The following is a 15,737-nucleotide window of genomic DNA, read 5'->3' on the forward strand; positions in this document are numbered from 1 at the left end:
CATGTTCAAGAACATCCTGTTGGCAACCGATGGTTCCCGTCTGTGCAACGAGTCCGTGAAGGCCGCCATTGCGCTGGCCAAGAGCTGCGGCAGCACCTTGATCGGTTTGTCGGTGGCGGGCAATCTGCGGGCACTGTCGATTCCTGAAGTCAGCGTGGGCGTGGATGTGGCGCGCACCGAGGAAGCCGGCCGCGAACGTGCACTGGCCAGCGTTGAAATGATCACCGCGATGGCACGTGAAGAAGGCGTGCCCTGCACGGTGCAGGTGGCCCAGGGCGGCCGCCCCTATGAAGAGATCATGCGCGTGGCCGAGCGCGAGCATTGCGATGCCATCATCATGGCGTCCGAGGCGCGCTCCACGCTGGGCCGGCTGCTCCTGGGCAGCCAGACCCAGAAGCTGCTGGCGCACAGCAAGGTGCCGGTGCTGGTTTACCGCTGATTGGGCAAAAGATGAAGAAATGCGCTCAGCATGCGGTGCGCATTGGGCGATTGAAAGTATCGTCGTGAAGGTTTGTGGTGTGGAGGGTCGGGCCGTTCCTGTGGAGAGGGACGGCCCTTTTTTGTTTTGGGGCGCTGCGATAAATCGAAGCGTTAAGGGTGCGCTTACAAGCGTCAGGTTCCGATAATAACGATCAGTCTGCGCAAAGATCGGTAGCAGGGCAGATCGCGCAGGATAGACTCACGCCGAAGATAGCCCCATGAGAACCTGGCCGGTCTGGTGCCACCGACCCGTGCCAGATGCAACTCCAGCACCACGCAGCCATCCACTACATGAAAAGACTAACTAAGACCTGCGCGTCGGCAATGGCGCTTTTGTTCCTGCTTGGCTCCCAGCATGCCCTTGCCAAGGGCTTCTCGGTCTCCGTGTCGCTCAGCGTCAGCGGCACCGTGACCAGTATCTCTGACAGCATCAGCAAGGCCACCTCGACGGTGATGACCCTGGTGGAAGAGACGCACGGCCCCTACGAGGTCACCGATATCAAGGTAGCGGAAAATCGTGAGGACCAGATGCGGCTGACCTTGAAAGCCCAGGGCGACGAGCAACGACCGGATCTCTACCTGTATGTGTCGGCTCAGGATTACGCCAACGTCAATCTCGGCGTGGGACAAATCGTGGACGCGGCGCAAAAGCCCTATGGCCTGGCGTTCTATCAGCACTACGACAAGCACCCCTTCGTTGTAGTCCTCAACGACCAATGGATGGCCGATCTTCCGGCCCGGCAAGTGGCGTTGCAGTAATCCCGCTGGTTGCCCGAGCATGAGTTTTTCCTGGTGCCGCGCCTGGCTGCAGGCGTTTCTTTGCGTGCTAACCCTGGGCGCCATGGCGCAGCCGCATGCAGCCAACCTGTTCGTCTATTGCGACCAGTCCCTGGAACTGAGTGCGGCCCAGAAGAACCGCGTGCTGCTCTTTGCTTCCACCGTGCGGGCGGAACTGGAACGTTCGGGTGAGGGCAGTGCCATCATCTCCCGCTCGGCCATCGATCTGGACCGCTTCAACATCCGCTATTCCCACGCCGGCCTGGCCGTCCGCAGCGAGAAGGCGTCCTGGCATGTGCGCCAGCTGTTCTATGAATGCGAGAAAGAGAAGCCAGACATCTACGATCAGGGGATCGCCGGCTTCCTGATCGATAACGACAGCGCTTCCACGGCCTACGTGTCGCTGGTTTTCGTGCCCGGGGTGCTGGGCGTGGAGATGCGCCGCGCGGTCGAGGACGACAAGCTCACCAGCCAACTGCTGGGGCAGCGTTACAGTGCCAATGCCTATCCCTTTTCCACGCAGTTCCAGAACTGCAACCAGTGGCTCATGGAAATGCTGGCCTTCGCCTGGGGGCAGTTGCGCCTCAAGGACGATGCCCGCGCTGCAGCCCAGCAATGGCTGCGCGAGAGCGATTTCCGGCCCACCGACATCAACGTGAAGCACGACTATCTGATGTGGGCCAGTCATTTCATTCCCTTGCTGCATGATGTCGATCATCCTGCGGCCAATCTTCAGAAGAACCTGTACCAGGTCACCATGCCGGCTGCCATCGAGTCCTTCATCCATCGCCGTGATCCGCAGAGTTATCGGGTCGAAATGTGCATGGCCGAAGACCGCATCGTGATCCACCGGGGATGGAGCCAGATTCCGGATGGCTGTGTGGCCGCGGCCGACGACCAGGTTCTGCCCGTGAACTAGGGCCTGTTCATATTCAATCTACGGGCTCCCGGCCGAAGAAGTCTGGAGAAAAGCTGCTGCCTTTGTTACAGTCGGCCCTTGTTTCGACGAGGCCAACAAGGAGCCGGCATTGACCACATCCCCTAGCAAGACCCACGGCGGCAACGCCTTTACCCGATTCTTTGCGCATGAAGCCGCTGGCGGCATCGTGCTGGCCATCGCCGCCGTGCTGGCGCTGATCATCAGCAACAGCGGCTGGCGCGAGGCCTATGAGGCCTTCACCCGCATCCCGGGGACGGTCGATGTCGGCGGTCTGGTGGTGCTGTCCAAGCCGCTGCTGCTGTGGGTCAACGACCTGTGGATGGCGGTCTTCTTTTTCCTGGTGGGTCTGGAGATCAAGCGCGAATTCGTCGAGGGCGAACTGGCTTCGCGCAAGCAGGCGATCCTGCCGGCCGCAGCCGCCTTGGGCGGCATGCTGGTGCCGGCCGGCATCTATGCCCTCATCAACTTCGGCGATCCGGTTGCCCTGCGCGGCTGGGCCATTCCAGCCGCCACCGACATCGCCTTTGCCATCGGCATCGTCATGCTGTTGGGCTCGCGCGTGCCGACCTCGCTCAAGGTGTTCTTGACGGCCGTGGCCATCATCGATGACCTGGGTGCCATCGTCGTGATCGCCCTGTTCTATACCGACCACCTGTCGCTGGGCATGCTGGCCAGTGCGGGGATAGGGACGCTGCTGCTGGTGCTGCTCAATCGCAGTGGCGTGCGGCGCGCGGATGTCTATCTGGTGGTCGGCCTGGTGATCTGGGTGTGCGTGCTCAAGTCGGGTATTCACGCTACGCTGGCCGGCGTGGTCACGGCGCTGGCCATCCCCATGCGCGATGCCAAAGGCCAGCCGCTGGCCGCAGCGCTGGAGCATGGCCTGCATCCCTGGGTGGCCTTCCTGGTACTGCCCATGTTTGCCTTTGCCAATGCCGGCGTCTCGCTGCAGGGTATGTCGCCGGGCAGCCTGTTCGCGCCGATTCCGCTGGGCATTGCCGGCGGGCTGGTGCTGGGCAAGACCATCGGCGTCTTCGGCGCGGCCTGGCTGATGATCAAAAGCGGCCTGGCAGCGGCCCCGGCCGGTGCCACCACGCGACAGTTCGTGGGCGTGTGCATGCTGTGCGGCATCGGCTTCACCATGAGTCTGTTCATCGGTGGCCTGGCTTTCCAGGGCCTCAGTGCCGATTTTGAGGCCCAACTCAAGCTGGGCGTGTTGGGAGGCTCGATCCTCGCCGGTCTGCTCGGCACGCTGGTGTTGTGGCGCAAAGAGATATAAGTGCGGTGAACATCACTGCGACGCTTGTTTTCGTCACGGTAACTCGGCGCGCTGTCACGTAAAAGCGCCGAGCATTCGCCCACAAGCTGCGCTGAGTCGTCGTTTGGCGACGATTTCGCAACTTTCGGTTTTGCGACGCAAAAAATTAAATAAAAATTAAGTTTTTGCACATCAACGGTGCGATTCCGGGTGGAAAGGGCCTTTCCGGTTTCACATCGCGAAGTGCGCCTCTATGACAACGAAATGACATCAACCAGCTCGGCCTTGAATTGCTGCTGCGCAGAACAGACGATGCTTTACACCACCTTTTGGCAGTAGCACCATGCTTGCACGGGCCTGTAACGGCGCGGCGTGGCAGGGCGCCGATGCTGACACTACTGACAACAGCGCCCGCAGCAAGCCGGGGATATTGTCGTTTCGACATTTTCACCCCTTGGAACGATAAGCCGGGCGAATAACAGTCCGGCCATCAAAAAGCAGAGGAGACAAGCATGAAACTGGTTGAATTGCTCATGGCCTATGGTAGCCAGGCGCTGGTGTGGTATGCGATGTATGTGATCGTGGGCAGCTGTGCCTTTGGGGCTTACGTCTGGCGTCGCACCCATCTGGGCCACTGATCCTCATTCGTTTTTCCTGGCGCGCGGGTGCGAACCCCACGCGGCGCAGTCGGCGTCAAGCCGACAGGTACCGGACCAGTGCTGGCCTGAAGCATGCCGTCTCCCATCCCGCGCACGGGCGCTGCCATGGGAGCGGTGCCGCGCTGGTTTTCCGTCCGTATCGTCATTTTTCTTCCCATTTTTCCTGCCACAGCGGCGGGGAGCGTCCGCCGGCGCTCTCCGCCGCCGAGCATCGTCGACTGCCCGCCTGACCTGCAGCAAGCTTCTGCCGATAGACTCCCGATATGCAAAATAAAGCTGCACCGCAGCTTTATTTTCTGTTTTTGCGGTGCTATTCTCCCATCCGCGCAAACGTTTGCGCTCCGATAACGGCGTCTATCTAGGGCCTGTTTGCCCTTAATCTGCGAGATGCAGATTCGAAGTGTGAACAGGCCCTGGGAAACGCCGGCAACATCAATACTGGAGACCCAGATGAACAAATTCACCCGCCGCCATTTCGCCATCGCCGCTCTGGCTTGTGCAGTCCTTCCCGGTGCCGCCATGGCGCAGACCCCGGCCAAGCCCAAGGTGGCGCTGGTCATGAAGTCGCTGGCCAACGAGTTCTTCCTGAACATGGAGAACGGCGCCCGCGAATATCAGAAGGCCAACGCCAGCAAGTTCGACCTGATCGCCAACGGCATCAAGGATGAGCAGGACACCGCCAACCAGATCAAGATCGTCGAGCAGATGATCGTTTCCAAGGTCAATGCCCTGGTGATCGCCCCGGCGGATTCCAAGGCCCTGGTGCCGGTGGTCAAGAAGGCCATCGATGCCGGCATCATCGTGGTCAACATCGACAACAAACTCGACGACGCCGCCCTGAAGGAAAAGGGCATCACCGTGCCGTTCGTGGGCCCGGACAACCGCAAGGGCGCCAAGCTGGCCGGCGACTACCTGGGCAAGCAACTGCAGAAGGGTGACAAGGTTGCCATCATCGAAGGCGTCTCCACCACCTTCAATGCACAGCAGCGCACCCTGGGCTTCCAGGATGCCATGAAGGATGTCGGTGCCAACGTGGTGACGGTTCAGTCCGGCCAGTGGGAAATCGACCAGGGCAACAAGGTCGCCGCTTCTATCATGAACGCCCATCCGGACATCAAGGCCATCCTGGCCGGTAACGACAACATGGCGCTGGGCGCCGTGGCTGCCATCCGCGCCGCTGGCAAGACCGGCAAGGTGCAACTGGTGGGCTACGACAACATCAACGCCATCAAGCCGATGTTAAAGGATGGCCGCGTGCTGGCGACCGTCGACCAGTTCGCCCAGCAGCAAGCCGTCTTTGGCATCGAGACCGCCCTGAAGGCGCTGTCCGAGAAGAAGCCGCAAAGCGCCCTGGGTGGCGTGGTCGAGACCAAGGTCTCGCTGGTCACCAAGTAATACCGGCGCGTCTGCGCGTCTTCTCTGCAAGGTTCCCGCGCCCACATCGGGCGCGGGACTTTGCCTCTCCCTCCTTGCGCGCTACAGAACCATGCAGCCCAACGAATCTTCCTCCCCACGCTCGCCTTTGCTGTCGTTGTCCGGCATCGGCAAGAGCTACGCCGGCCCGGTGCTGGACGGCATCGACCTGGATCTGCATCCCGGCCAGGTGCTGGCCCTGACCGGCGAAAACGGTGCCGGCAAGAGTACGCTCTCCAAGATCATCTGCGGCCTGGTCGATGCCAGCGCCGGCAGCATGACACTGGATGGCCAGCCCTATGCACCGGCCTCGCGCACCCAGGCAGAAAGCCTGGGCATCCGCATGGTGATGCAGGAATTGAACCTGATCCCGACGCTCTCGATTGCCGAAAACCTGTTTCTGGAAAAACTGCCGCGCCGCTTCGGCTGGATCGACCGCAAGAAGCTGGCCGAGGCCGCCCGCGCCCAGATGGAAGTGGTCGGTCTGGGTGAACTCGACCCGTGGACGCCGGTTGGCGACCTGGGCCTGGGCCACCAGCAGATGGTCGAGATCGCGCGCAACCTGATCGGCAGCTGCCGCTGCCTGATTCTGGACGAACCCACGGCCATGCTGACCAACCGCGAGGTGGAACTGCTGTTCTCGCGCATCGAGCGCCTGCGCGCCGAAGGCGTGGCCATCATCTACATCTCGCACCGGCTGGAAGAATTGAAGCGCATCGCCGACCGCATCGTGGTCCTGCGCGACGGCAAGCTGGTCTGCAATGACGATATCGGCCGCTACTCGACCGAGCAACTGGTGCAACTGATGGCGGGCGAGCTGACCAAGGTCGACCTGGACGCCGACCACCGCCGCATCGGCGCCCCCGTGCTGCGCATCCGCGGCCTGGGCCGTGCGCCGGTCGTGCAGCCGGCCAGCCTGGCGCTGCATGCCGGTGAAGTGCTGGGCATTGCCGGCCTGATCGGTTCCGGCCGCACCGAACTGCTGCGCCTGATCTTCGGCGCCGACCGTGCCGACCAGGGTGAAATCTTCATCGGCGATGCGCAAGCCCCCGCACGCATTCGCAGTCCCAAGGATGCGGTCAAGGCCGGTATCGCCATGGTCACCGAAGACCGCAAAGGGCAGGGCCTGCTGCTGCCGCAGGCCATCAGCGTCAACACCTCGCTGGCCAACCTGGGCAGCGTGAGCCGCGGCGGCATGCTCGATCATGCCCGCGAGAGCAGCATTGCACAGGATTATGTGAAGAAACTGCGTATCCGCAGCGGCAGCGTGGCACAAGCCGCCGGTGAACTGTCGGGCGGCAACCAGCAGAAGGTGGTGATCGCGCGCTGGCTGTACCGCGATTGCCCGATCATGTTGTTCGATGAACCCACGCGCGGCATCGATATCGGCGCCAAGTCGGATATCTATCGTCTCTTCGCCGAGCTGGCCGCGCAAGGCAAGGGCCTGTTGGTGGTATCGAGCGACCTGCGCGAGCTGATGCAGATCTGCGACCGCATCGCCGTCATGAGCGCAGGGCGTATTGCCGATACCTTCAGCCGCGACGACTGGTCGCAGGAGCGCATCCTGGCGGCCGCCTTCAGTGGTTACGTGGGACGCCAGGAAGCGGCCCAAGCCGCCCACGTGGCGGGCAACACCGCCTGAGCGGCCGGACTCTGCGGCCCGACTTTCAACTGCCAAGAATCAACGAGACAGATGCAAACTTCTTCTACCCCCGCCGCCAGCCGGCAAGCGGCCTACCTGGCCGGTTTCAAGAACTACCTGGGCCTGATGGCCGCCTTGCTGGCGATGTGCGTGATGTTCGCCTTCCTGAGCGAGAACTTCCTCAGTGCAGCGACCTTCATCACCCTCTCCAATGACATTCCGCCGCTGGTGGTGATGTCGGTGGGCATGACCTTCATCCTCATCATCGGCGGCATCGACCTCTCGGTCGGTTCGGTGATGGCGCTGGCGGCCTCCATGCTCTCCATGGCCATGGTGCGCTGGGGCTGGCCTCTGTATGCCGCCGCCACCCTGGGCGTGGTGGTGGCTGCGCTGTGCGGCACGCTGACCGGCATGGTGTCGGTGCACTGGCGCATTCCTTCCTTCATCGTTTCCCTGGGCGTGCTCGAAATCGCACGCGGCCTGGCCTACCAGGTCACCAATTCGCGCACCGAATACATCGGCAGCGCCGTGGACGTGATCAGTTCGCCGGTCCTGTTCGGCATGTCGCCGGCCTTCCTGTCAGCCATCGCCATCGTCATCATTGCGCAACTGGTGCTGACCCGTACCGTGCTGGGCCGCTACTGGATCGGTATCGGCACCAATGAGGAAGCGGTGCGGTTGTCCGGCGTGAATCCCAATCCCAGCAAGATCCTGGCCTTCGCCCTGATGGGTGCGCTCTCCGGCATCGCTGCGCTGTTCCAGGTGTCGCGTCTGGAAGCGGCTGATCCCAATGGCGGTGTGGGCATGGAACTGCAAGTCATTGCAGCAGTGGTCATCGGTGGCACCAGCCTGATGGGCGGCCGTGGTTCCATCGTCAGTACCTTCATCGGCGTGCTCATCATCTCGGTGCTGGAAGCCGGCCTGGCCCAGGTCGGCGTGAGCGAGCCGATGAAGCGCATCATCACCGGCGCCGTCATCGTGGTGGCCGTGATCCTGGATACCTATCGCCGCCGCGGCCAACGCCACGCGCGCTGAGCGAACACGCCATGGCCACCATCAAGGATGTCGCCAGGCTGGCCGGGGTGTCCTACACCACGGTCTCGCATGTGCTCAACCAGACGCGTCCGGTCAGCAGCGACGCCCGCGAGCGCGTGCTGGCCGCCGTCAAGGAGCTGGACTACGTGCCCAGCGCCCTGGCGCGCTCCTTGCGCAGCAAGGTCACCGGCAGTATCGGCCTGATCATTCCCAACAACACCAACCCGTACTTCTCGGAACTGGCGCGCGGGATCGAAGACCATTGCTACGGTGCCGGCTACAGCGTCATCCTGTGCAATTCCGACGATGACCCGGACAAGCAGCGCGATTACCTGCAGGTGCTGCAGACCAAGCGCTGCGATGGCCTCATCATCGCCACCCTGAACCAGGCCGACCTCAATCCGACCGGCAAGCTGGATATCCCGACAGTGCTGCTGGACCGCGCCCCCAAGGAACTGGATATCGATCTGGTCAGCACCGACAACGCTCTGGGCGGCAGCCTGGCCGCGCTTCATCTGCTGGAGCTGCAGCACCGCCATGTGGCCTGCATCGCCGGCCCGGATGGTCTTGAACTGTCCGACGAGCGCGTGCAGGGCTTTCGCCAGACCTTGCAGGCAGGTGGCCTGAGCCTGGGCGAGGGTGATCTGCTGCATGCCGACTTCAGCGGCATCGGCGGCTACCAGGCCGCCATGCAGTTGTTGCAGGGGCGCCCGGCCGGGGAGCGGCCGGACGCCATCTTCTGCTGTAACGACATGATGGCCATCGGCGTGCTGCGTGCGGCGGGCGAACTGCAGATCGAGGTGCCGGGCGAATTGTCGGTGGTGGGTTTCGACGATATCGAACTGGCCCAGTTCGTCCATCCGCCGCTGACCACGGTGGCACAGAATACCCGCAAGCTGGGCAACCTGACGGCGCAGTTCCTGCTGGAACGCATCGCCGATCCCGGCCTGCCGGCGCGCCGCGAGACGGTGGCGCCACAACTCCAGCAGCGGGGCTCGACGGCCCCGCGCGTCAAACCGACTTGAGAACTAGAGAGCACACATGATCGTCATCATCGGCAGCGTCAACATGGATCTGGTCTTGCGCGTACCGCGCATGCCCTTGCCGGGCGAAACCCTGGCCGGCGACAAATTCATGACCATCCCCGGCGGCAAGGGGGCCAACCAGGCCGTGGCCTGCGCCCGCCTGGCGGCACCCGGCACGGCGGTCGCCATGGTGGCCTGCGTGGGCGACGATGCTTTCGGCAGCCAGATGCGCGGCTCGATCACCGCCTGCGGCATCGACGACCGCTACATCGACGAGGTGGCCGGCGAGGCCACCGGTATCGCTTCCATCATGGTGGATGCCAAGGCCCAGAACAGCATCGTCATCGCCGCCGGCGCCAATGGCCGCCTGGACGTGGAGCGCATCGAGCGCGCCCGCCCGCTGATTGAACAGGCTTCCATCGTGCTGCTGCAACTGGAAGTGCCGATGGCCACCGTCATCCACAGCATCGAACTGGCCCACGCCCTGGGCAAGACCGTGGTGCTGAACCCGGCGCCGGCGCAAGCCTTGCCGCGCGAATTGCTGCAGAAGATCGATTACCTGATCCTGAATGAAATCGAAGCGGCCATGCTGGCCGAGGTGCAGTCCGATGTGCAGTCGGAGGATATTCCCTTGCTGGCCCAGAAGCTGCATGAACTGGGCGCACGCAACGTAGTGGTGACGCTGGGCGAGAAGGGCGTCTACGGCTCCTTCGTCGATGGTCAGCAGCGCCATCTGCCGGCCCGCAAGGTGCAGGCGGTCGATACCACGGCGGCTGGCGACACCTTCATCGGTGGCTTCATCGGCGCCATTGCCCAAGGCCGCGACCAGTTCGACGCCATCGCCTATGCCCAGGCCGCCGCCGCGCTGAGCGTGACCCGCATCGGCGCGCAGACCTCCATTCCCACGCGCGACGAAGTGGTGCTCTGAGCGCCTGCGTCCGCTTTCATTCAGGATTTCCATGAAAAAGACTGCTCTGCTCAATGCCGCCATTTCCCAGCTCATCGCTAGCATGGGTCATGGCGATACTCTGGTCATCGGTGACGTCGGCCTGCCGGCGCCAGCGGGCGTGCCTGTCATCGACCTGGCTGTCACGCGTGGCGTACCCGGTTTCATGACCGTGCTTGAGACCGTGCTCAGCGAATTGCAGGTCGAGTTCCACATCGTCGCCGATGAAATGCAGAGCGTCAGCCCGGCATTGGCCGCGCAGATTGAAGCGCTGCACCTGCCGCAGCGCCGCAGCATGTCGCATGAGGCGTTCAAGCAGGCAAGCGGGCGCGCCAGGGCCTATATCCGTACGGGCGAATGTACTCCTTATGCCAACATCATCCTTGGCTCGGGCGTGGTGTTCTGAACAAGAAGTTTGCAAGACGATACATCTATACCTCTAGTTGTGTGAGGACTTTGCGACACTTGCAGAAATAGTGTCCGTCAAGGGTTGTGTGGCGGGTTTCCTTGGCGCATCATTCCGGCTCCAGAAATAGTTCAGTGGATGCTTACCCTGTTCGATAACAACAAGCTGGATCTTCGAGGATAAGGAGAGACAGCCAATAAATGAACAGCAGAGGACAGCAGCATGTTTGGATATTTCGGAAATCTCAAGGTCGCCACGCGCCTGGCGGTGGTCTTTACCTTCATCGTGGCGCTGCTGGCGGTGGTCGCCGTCACCGCCTTCATCAAGATCAACAACATCAATCGCGGGATTGACCAGATCGTCAATGACCGCTACCTGAAGGTGCGCTGGGCCTTCGACCTGCGCGATGGCGTCAATGAGCAGATCAAGTACCTGCGTGGCATGGCCATCGACATCGCCAACCCGGCCGCCAATGAAAAGCGCACCGGTCAGTTGGAGGTGGCCGTACGCGCCACCAAGGAAGCCCTGGACAAGATTACGGCGCGCCAGGTCACGGCGGTGGGACAGAAGAAGGCCAAAGTACTGGATGACGCGCGTCAGGACTTTGATGCCAGCAGGATCCAGTTCCTTGCCCTGGTGCGGGCCGGCCAGAGCGATGCTGCCGACGAATTCGTCTTGCGCAAGATCACCGATAGCCAGAACAAGTTTCTGTCTCTGGCCACGGCCTTCGCCGATTCGCAGGACAGTCAATTGCGCGCCGAAGGTGCGCAGGCCGTGGCCGATGGTGCGGTTGCGATCCGGGTGACTCTGGCCTGTTCGGCCGCCGCCGTGCTGGCGGCCATCCTGCTGGGCTATCTGATGGCGCGCTCCATCGTCAAGCCGCTCAACGAGGCTGTGCGGGTGGCGGAAAACGTTGCCGCTGGCGACCTGACCACGCAGATCGCGCCCCATTCCAAGGACGAGACCGGCCAGCTGATGGTGGCGCTGCGCAAGATGAACGACAACCTGATCGATATCGTCACTGGCGTGCGGCGCAGCACGGACGCCATTGCCACGGCTTCGGGTGAAATCGCCAGCGGCAACCTGGATCTGTCTTCTCGCACCGAGCAGCAGGCCAGCTCGCTGGAAGAAACCGCCTCGGCCATGGAAGAGATGACCTCCACTGTGCGCCAGAATGCCGACAATGCCCGCCAGGCCAACCAGCTGGCGGCCAATGCCTCCCAGGTCGCCTTGCAAGGCGGCGAAATCGTGGGTCGCGTGGTGACGACGATGGAAGAGATCAATCAATCCTCGCGCAAGATCGTGGACATCATCGGGGTCATCGACGGCATCGCCTTCCAGACCAATATCTTGGCCCTGAATGCCGCCGTGGAAGCGGCGCGTGCCGGCGAGCAGGGACGCGGTTTTGCGGTGGTGGCTTCGGAAGTGCGCTCGCTGGCCCAGCGTTCGGCCGCTGCGGCCAAGGAAATCAAGGAGCTCATCAGCGATTCCGTTGCCAAGGTGGAAGGCGGTAGCGCCCTGGTGGCCGACGCTGGCAATACCATGGAACAGGTGGTCAGCAGCGTGCGTAGCGTCACCGACATCGTGGGTGAGATCTCGGCCGCCAGCGCCGAGCAAAGCAGCGGCATCGAAGAAATCAACCGGGCAGTCGGCCAGATGGACGAAAGCACCCAGCAAAATGCCGCCCTGGTCGAACAAGCAGCCGCTGCCGCCGGTGCCATGCAGGAGCAGGCCGCTCAGCTTGCACAGGCGATCAGTATCTTCAAGCTGGCCCAGGGAAGCGGTGTCTCCGCAGCCGTTCCCGTCAAGCCCGCTCCCGTGGTGCGTCCGGTGGTCGTGACCAGGGCTGCGACTGTTGCTCCGGTGCAGCGACTGCCCGCCGTGGCCGCACCGGCACCTGCCTCCAAATCCAAAGTCGCGTCCCGCGTGGATGAAGACGCCTGGGAAACGTTCTGAGCCCCCCACGCGCTGCCGCGCAGCGCCTGCTTGCCGCAACTCTGACAAGCAGGCGGCTTCACCTCCTATAGCCCGGGCCAGCCGGGAAGCTGATACTGTTGCGTTCACATGATCGCAACAGCCAATGAACGGCAGCCACGGAGGAAGGGAGAACGATGCGCTCGGACGGGCCCAAGGCAGCATTGATGGCAAAGGCATCCAAGGTCTTGACCTGGTGTGCTCTCACGCTGATTGCACTGATGGCCGTCATGGCACTGGTCGTCGCCTTGTTCGACTGGAACCTCGCCAAGCCCTGGATCACCCGCCAGCTCTCCGCCGCCCTGGCGCGCGACATTCGCGTCGATGGGCCGATCACGCTGGGCTGGTCGCTGGCGCGCAAGGATGAGACCGGCAGCGTCAACTGGCTGCCGCAACTGCATTTCACCGCACGCGGGCTAAAAATCGGCAACCCCGACTGGGCCCGCAGTACCGGCCATCTGTTGCGCGCCCGGACTCTGGACCTGCATTTTCCCCCCTTGCCGCTGCTGCACTGGCATTGGCACATCACCGACCTGCGCGTTGACGGCCTGGACCTGGCCATGGAACGCGTCGACGAGCGCCGCAAGAACTGGCGCTTCTCCGACCAGCCGCGTTCGCGCTGGAGTTTCGACATCCATCAGATCGTTTTCGAACGTGCGCAGATCCGCTATGTGGACCAGCCCCTGGACCTGGATCTGCACTTCGATGTCCGTCCGTTGGTGAGCCCGACCAATCAGGCGGCGCAGGTCCGCGAGAAGCAGGCGCCGGCCAGCGTCGGCCCGGCCAGCCCGGAGGCTCTGGTGTTGCAGGCTGCGGTGTCCGGCCGCCTTGGCCAGGCCCATATCGAAGGCAAGCTGCGCGGCGGTGCCTTGCCTGATCTGCTCAACGAAAACAGCATTTATCCGCTGCAGGCCGAAGGCGACGTAGGCGGCGTGCATACCGTGCTGGCAGGCAATCTCGTCAATCCGCATCACCTCACTCGCGCCGAGCTGCAGATCGGGCTCAACGGCGACAGCCTGGATCGGCTCTACGCTGCCAGCGGTGTACCGCTGCCGGCCACGCGTGCTTTCAGCACACAGGGCCAGCTCACCATCAGCCGCGTCGATACCGAGACACGCGCCTGGAACTGGCACTATGCCCACTTCACGGGCAAGGTCGGTGACAGTGACTTTGCCGGCGACGCGCAGTATTACCGAGGCCCACCCAAGAACCGGCTGAACGTAAAAGCACAGGCGGAACTCTTGCGCCTCTCGGATTATGTTCCGGCCGCAGGCAAGGACGCAGCGGACGGCCACGGCCGCGCCAGGACGCGCGTCCTTCCGGAGGACTCCGCCCAGCCCGAGCGCTGGGCCAAGCTGGACGCGGAGTTCGGCTTGTATGCAAAACGCGTGGAGTTGCATCCAGACATCCAGTTGCAGGACGCCACGACTACCCTGCGCCTGCAAGACCAGGTGCTGACAGCCGCACCGCTGCACTTTGCGCTGGCCGGTGGAAAGGGCGAGGGCGAGATCAGTCTGGACGGACGTCAGACCGACATCCGTGCGCGGCTGCAGCTGCAATTGCAGGCAGTGCAGGTGCGCCAGCTGTTTCCGCGCCTGAGCAGGTTCGATGCGACCTTTGGCAAGGTCGATGGTCAGGCGACGCTGAGCGGCAGCGGCAATTCGGTGGCCGGCATGCTGGCGGGCGCCAATGGCGAGATCAAGGCCACTCTCAGTGAAGGCACGATCAGCCAGTTCATTCTCGAAGCGGCCGGTTTGAATCTGGCCAATGCGGTGTTTGCCAAGCTCTATCGTGATCAGCAGGTCAAGCTGCTGTGCGGTGCGGCCGATGTCAGCATCAAGGACGGATTGGCGCAGGTGCGTCACGGTATTCTCAATACCGAGGATGCAGCCATCGATGTCAGCGGGCAGGTCGACCTGGGCAAGGAAAGCCTGGCCTTGAACGTGGTTCCGCGGACCAAACAGGTGCGTATCCTGTCGCTGCGCACACCCTTGTATGTAAGCGGCACTTTCGCAAAACCGGACATCGGCGCCAACAAGGAGGGGCTGGCTGCAAGGGCTGGCGCAGCGGCGGCCCTGGCGTTGGTGGCACCGGTAGCGGCGGTGATTCCGCTGATTACGCCGGGACAGAAGATCCCGGACGATTGCGCAGCGCACGGGGCGGCCGCCCCCTCATGACGGCATGGCGGCTCAGTCGGCGAATTCGAACACGGTAGCAAACGCCGGCAGCGCCACCAAGAGCCGCTGTGCATCCTGCTGCAGCGGCAGGCCGTGGGCATGCGCGCGGGCGGCAATCGCATCGCGCTCACCGCCCTTGAAGCGCAAGACCGCAAAGGACGACGGCCTCCCAGGGGCATGGGCTGCCAGCCCGTCCAGCCGCTGGGCGAGCGCCCGGGCATCCATGAACTCCAGCTGGAATCCGTCCTCCCACTGGCCCAGCCGCGCATAGGACTGGCGTGCCGCTTCCGGATCGCCATCCACCACCACCATGCTGGCAATGCCGTGCACGCCGTTGGCATGTCCCATCCACTCCCGCCGCCACACCAGTTCCGGCGTGAAGTGGTGGCAGGCATAGACGCGGCCCGCCGCGAACTGGCCGGGGATCAGGCGCACCGTGGAGAAGCGCGCATCGATGGTCACGCCATCCACCTGCACCGGCCGCGAGAAATGCTGCACCGGCTGCACCGCCAGCCCCAGCGCCTGCCAGGCATCATGACAGGCAGGCACGTCCTCGACGGCATAGACCAGTCCATCCAGGCCCAGGGGACTGTCGAGGATTTCCTGTCGCACCTTGGCACTGTCGCGCGGCTGGCCGATCAACTCCAGGTAACCCCCCTCGAACATCACCAGATGATTGACTGATCCCAGCGTATGGTGGCCGCGCGGCGTGAGGGTAAAGCCCAGCGCCTGCAACTGTGCATGGGCATGATCGATGTCGTCATGGGTGTTGAGCACCACGTGATCAAGCCGGGCAGGAATATTTTGTGCAGAGGGGAGCATTTTGCTTGGGGCGGAGGTCATAGAGGCCAATCAACAAGAAAGAGCACGCCAACGGTCGGCGGGCCGCCATTTTACGGGCCGCGGGCTTGCCTGTCATGGCGAGGGGAGTTGACCGGCAACATGGTCGCAGCGCCTGTTATTCGATTACCATGCCGGCAAGCTCTACCGTGACGGCACGACCGTGTT

14 protein-coding genes are annotated in these 15,737 nt (G+C 63.0%); 13 read left to right on the forward strand and 1 reads right to left on the reverse strand.

Translation table 11 applies throughout. The features are described 5' to 3' along the window. The first annotated feature begins 1 nt into the window (after nucleotide 1). The 13 genes from AACH55_RS11340 to AACH55_RS11400 all read left to right on the forward strand — a co-directional run bounded on the left by AACH55_RS11340 (nucleotide 2) and on the right by AACH55_RS11400 (nucleotide 14,729). Nucleotides 2–439 carry a universal stress protein gene (locus AACH55_RS11340; protein WP_338719695.1) on the forward strand — a complete coding sequence of 146 codons (438 nt, stop codon included), beginning with the start codon at nucleotides 2–4 and terminating at the stop codon, nucleotides 437–439. Nucleotides 440–738: 299 nt separating this feature from the next. Further along, on the forward strand, nucleotides 739–1,239 hold the full coding sequence (locus AACH55_RS11345; protein ID WP_338719697.1) for a hypothetical protein: 501 nt from the start codon (nucleotides 739–741) through the stop codon (nucleotides 1,237–1,239). Nucleotides 1,240–1,258: 19 nt separating this feature from the next. Then, nucleotides 1,259–2,176 (forward strand): DUF2145 domain-containing protein, encoded by a 918-nt coding sequence (locus tag AACH55_RS11350; protein WP_338719699.1) that lies wholly within the window; start codon nucleotides 1,259–1,261, stop codon nucleotides 2,174–2,176. 109 nt (nucleotides 2,177–2,285) lie between these two features. Next, complete coding sequence (nhaA, locus tag AACH55_RS11355; RefSeq protein WP_338719701.1) at nucleotides 2,286–3,473, forward strand: Na+/H+ antiporter NhaA; 1,188 nt, start codon at nucleotides 2,286–2,288, stop codon at nucleotides 3,471–3,473. A gap of 491 nt (nucleotides 3,474–3,964) precedes the next feature. Next, the gene (locus AACH55_RS11360) at nucleotides 3,965–4,090 is read left to right on the forward strand and encodes a hypothetical protein (protein WP_338719703.1); all 126 of its coding nucleotides are present in this window, start codon (nucleotides 3,965–3,967) and stop codon (nucleotides 4,088–4,090) included. A 471-nt stretch (nucleotides 4,091–4,561) separates the two neighbouring features. Beyond that, on the forward strand, nucleotides 4,562–5,506 hold the full coding sequence (locus tag AACH55_RS11365; RefSeq protein WP_338719705.1) for a sugar ABC transporter substrate-binding protein: 945 nt from the start codon (nucleotides 4,562–4,564) through the stop codon (nucleotides 5,504–5,506). A 91-nt stretch (nucleotides 5,507–5,597) separates the two neighbouring features. After that, the gene (locus AACH55_RS11370; RefSeq protein ID WP_338719707.1) at nucleotides 5,598–7,166 is read left to right on the forward strand and encodes a sugar ABC transporter ATP-binding protein; all 1,569 of its coding nucleotides are present in this window, start codon (nucleotides 5,598–5,600) and stop codon (nucleotides 7,164–7,166) included. A gap of 51 nt (nucleotides 7,167–7,217) precedes the next feature. Next, nucleotides 7,218–8,201: an ABC transporter permease gene (locus AACH55_RS11375; protein ID WP_338719709.1), complete on the forward strand. Its 984-nt coding sequence runs from the start codon at nucleotides 7,218–7,220 to the stop codon at nucleotides 8,199–8,201. A gap of 11 nt (nucleotides 8,202–8,212) precedes the next feature. Then, complete coding sequence (locus tag AACH55_RS11380; RefSeq protein ID WP_338719711.1) at nucleotides 8,213–9,226, forward strand: LacI family DNA-binding transcriptional regulator; 1,014 nt, start codon at nucleotides 8,213–8,215, stop codon at nucleotides 9,224–9,226. Between the two features lie 16 nt (nucleotides 9,227–9,242). Next, entirely contained in the window at nucleotides 9,243–10,154 is a 912-nt protein-coding gene (rbsK, locus tag AACH55_RS11385) for a ribokinase (RefSeq protein ID WP_338719713.1), read from the forward strand. Between the two features lie 31 nt (nucleotides 10,155–10,185). Then, nucleotides 10,186–10,578 carry a D-ribose pyranase gene (gene rbsD, locus AACH55_RS11390; protein ID WP_338719715.1) on the forward strand — a complete coding sequence of 131 codons (393 nt, stop codon included), beginning with the start codon at nucleotides 10,186–10,188 and terminating at the stop codon, nucleotides 10,576–10,578. Nucleotides 10,579–10,800: 222 nt separating this feature from the next. Continuing rightward, on the forward strand, nucleotides 10,801–12,534 hold the full coding sequence (locus tag AACH55_RS11395) for a methyl-accepting chemotaxis protein (RefSeq protein ID WP_338719718.1): 1,734 nt from the start codon (nucleotides 10,801–10,803) through the stop codon (nucleotides 12,532–12,534). Between the two features lie 185 nt (nucleotides 12,535–12,719). Continuing rightward, nucleotides 12,720–14,729: an AsmA family protein gene (locus tag AACH55_RS11400; protein WP_338719720.1), complete on the forward strand. Its 2,010-nt coding sequence runs from the start codon at nucleotides 12,720–12,722 to the stop codon at nucleotides 14,727–14,729. Nucleotides 14,730–14,741: 12 nt separating this feature from the next. On the opposite strand, the gene AACH55_RS11405 is transcribed toward AACH55_RS11400, so the two are convergent. Then, nucleotides 14,742–15,551, reverse strand: coding sequence for a VOC family protein (locus AACH55_RS11405; protein WP_338719722.1), 810 nt, complete (start codon nucleotides 15,549–15,551; stop codon nucleotides 14,742–14,744). Nucleotides 15,552–15,737 lie beyond the last annotated feature (186 nt).

The sequence above is a fragment of the Herbaspirillum sp. DW155 genome, assembly GCF_037076565.1.
Taxonomy (GTDB): Bacteria; Pseudomonadota; Gammaproteobacteria; order Burkholderiales; family Burkholderiaceae_D; genus Herbaspirillum.

Bases quoted from the DNA above. Each gene is read 5' to 3' on its own strand.
- AACH55_RS11340 (WP_338719695.1), top strand. From the start codon at position 2: ATGTTCAAGAACATCCTGTTGGCAACCGATGGTTCCCGTCTGTGCAAC.
- AACH55_RS11345 (WP_338719697.1), top strand. From the start codon at position 739: ATGCAACTCCAGCACCACGCAGCCATCCACTACATGAAAAGACTAACT.
- AACH55_RS11350 (WP_338719699.1), top strand. From the start codon at position 1,259: ATGAGTTTTTCCTGGTGCCGCGCCTGGCTGCAGGCGTTTCTTTGCGTG.
- AACH55_RS11360 (WP_338719703.1), top strand. From the start codon at position 3,965: ATGAAACTGGTTGAATTGCTCATGGCCTATGGTAGCCAGGCGCTGGTG.
- AACH55_RS11365 (WP_338719705.1), top strand. From the start codon at position 4,562: ATGAACAAATTCACCCGCCGCCATTTCGCCATCGCCGCTCTGGCTTGT.
- AACH55_RS11370 (WP_338719707.1), top strand. From the start codon at position 5,598: ATGCAGCCCAACGAATCTTCCTCCCCACGCTCGCCTTTGCTGTCGTTG.
- AACH55_RS11375 (WP_338719709.1), top strand. From the start codon at position 7,218: ATGCAAACTTCTTCTACCCCCGCCGCCAGCCGGCAAGCGGCCTACCTG.
- AACH55_RS11380 (WP_338719711.1), top strand. From the start codon at position 8,213: ATGGCCACCATCAAGGATGTCGCCAGGCTGGCCGGGGTGTCCTACACC.
- rbsK (WP_338719713.1), top strand. From the start codon at position 9,243: ATGATCGTCATCATCGGCAGCGTCAACATGGATCTGGTCTTGCGCGTA.
- rbsD (WP_338719715.1), top strand. From the start codon at position 10,186: ATGAAAAAGACTGCTCTGCTCAATGCCGCCATTTCCCAGCTCATCGCT.
- AACH55_RS11395 (WP_338719718.1), top strand. From the start codon at position 10,801: ATGTTTGGATATTTCGGAAATCTCAAGGTCGCCACGCGCCTGGCGGTG.
- AACH55_RS11400 (WP_338719720.1), top strand. From the start codon at position 12,720: ATGGCAAAGGCATCCAAGGTCTTGACCTGGTGTGCTCTCACGCTGATT.
- AACH55_RS11405 (WP_338719722.1), bottom strand. From the start codon at position 15,551: ATGCTCCCCTCTGCACAAAATATTCCTGCCCGGCTTGATCACGTGGTG.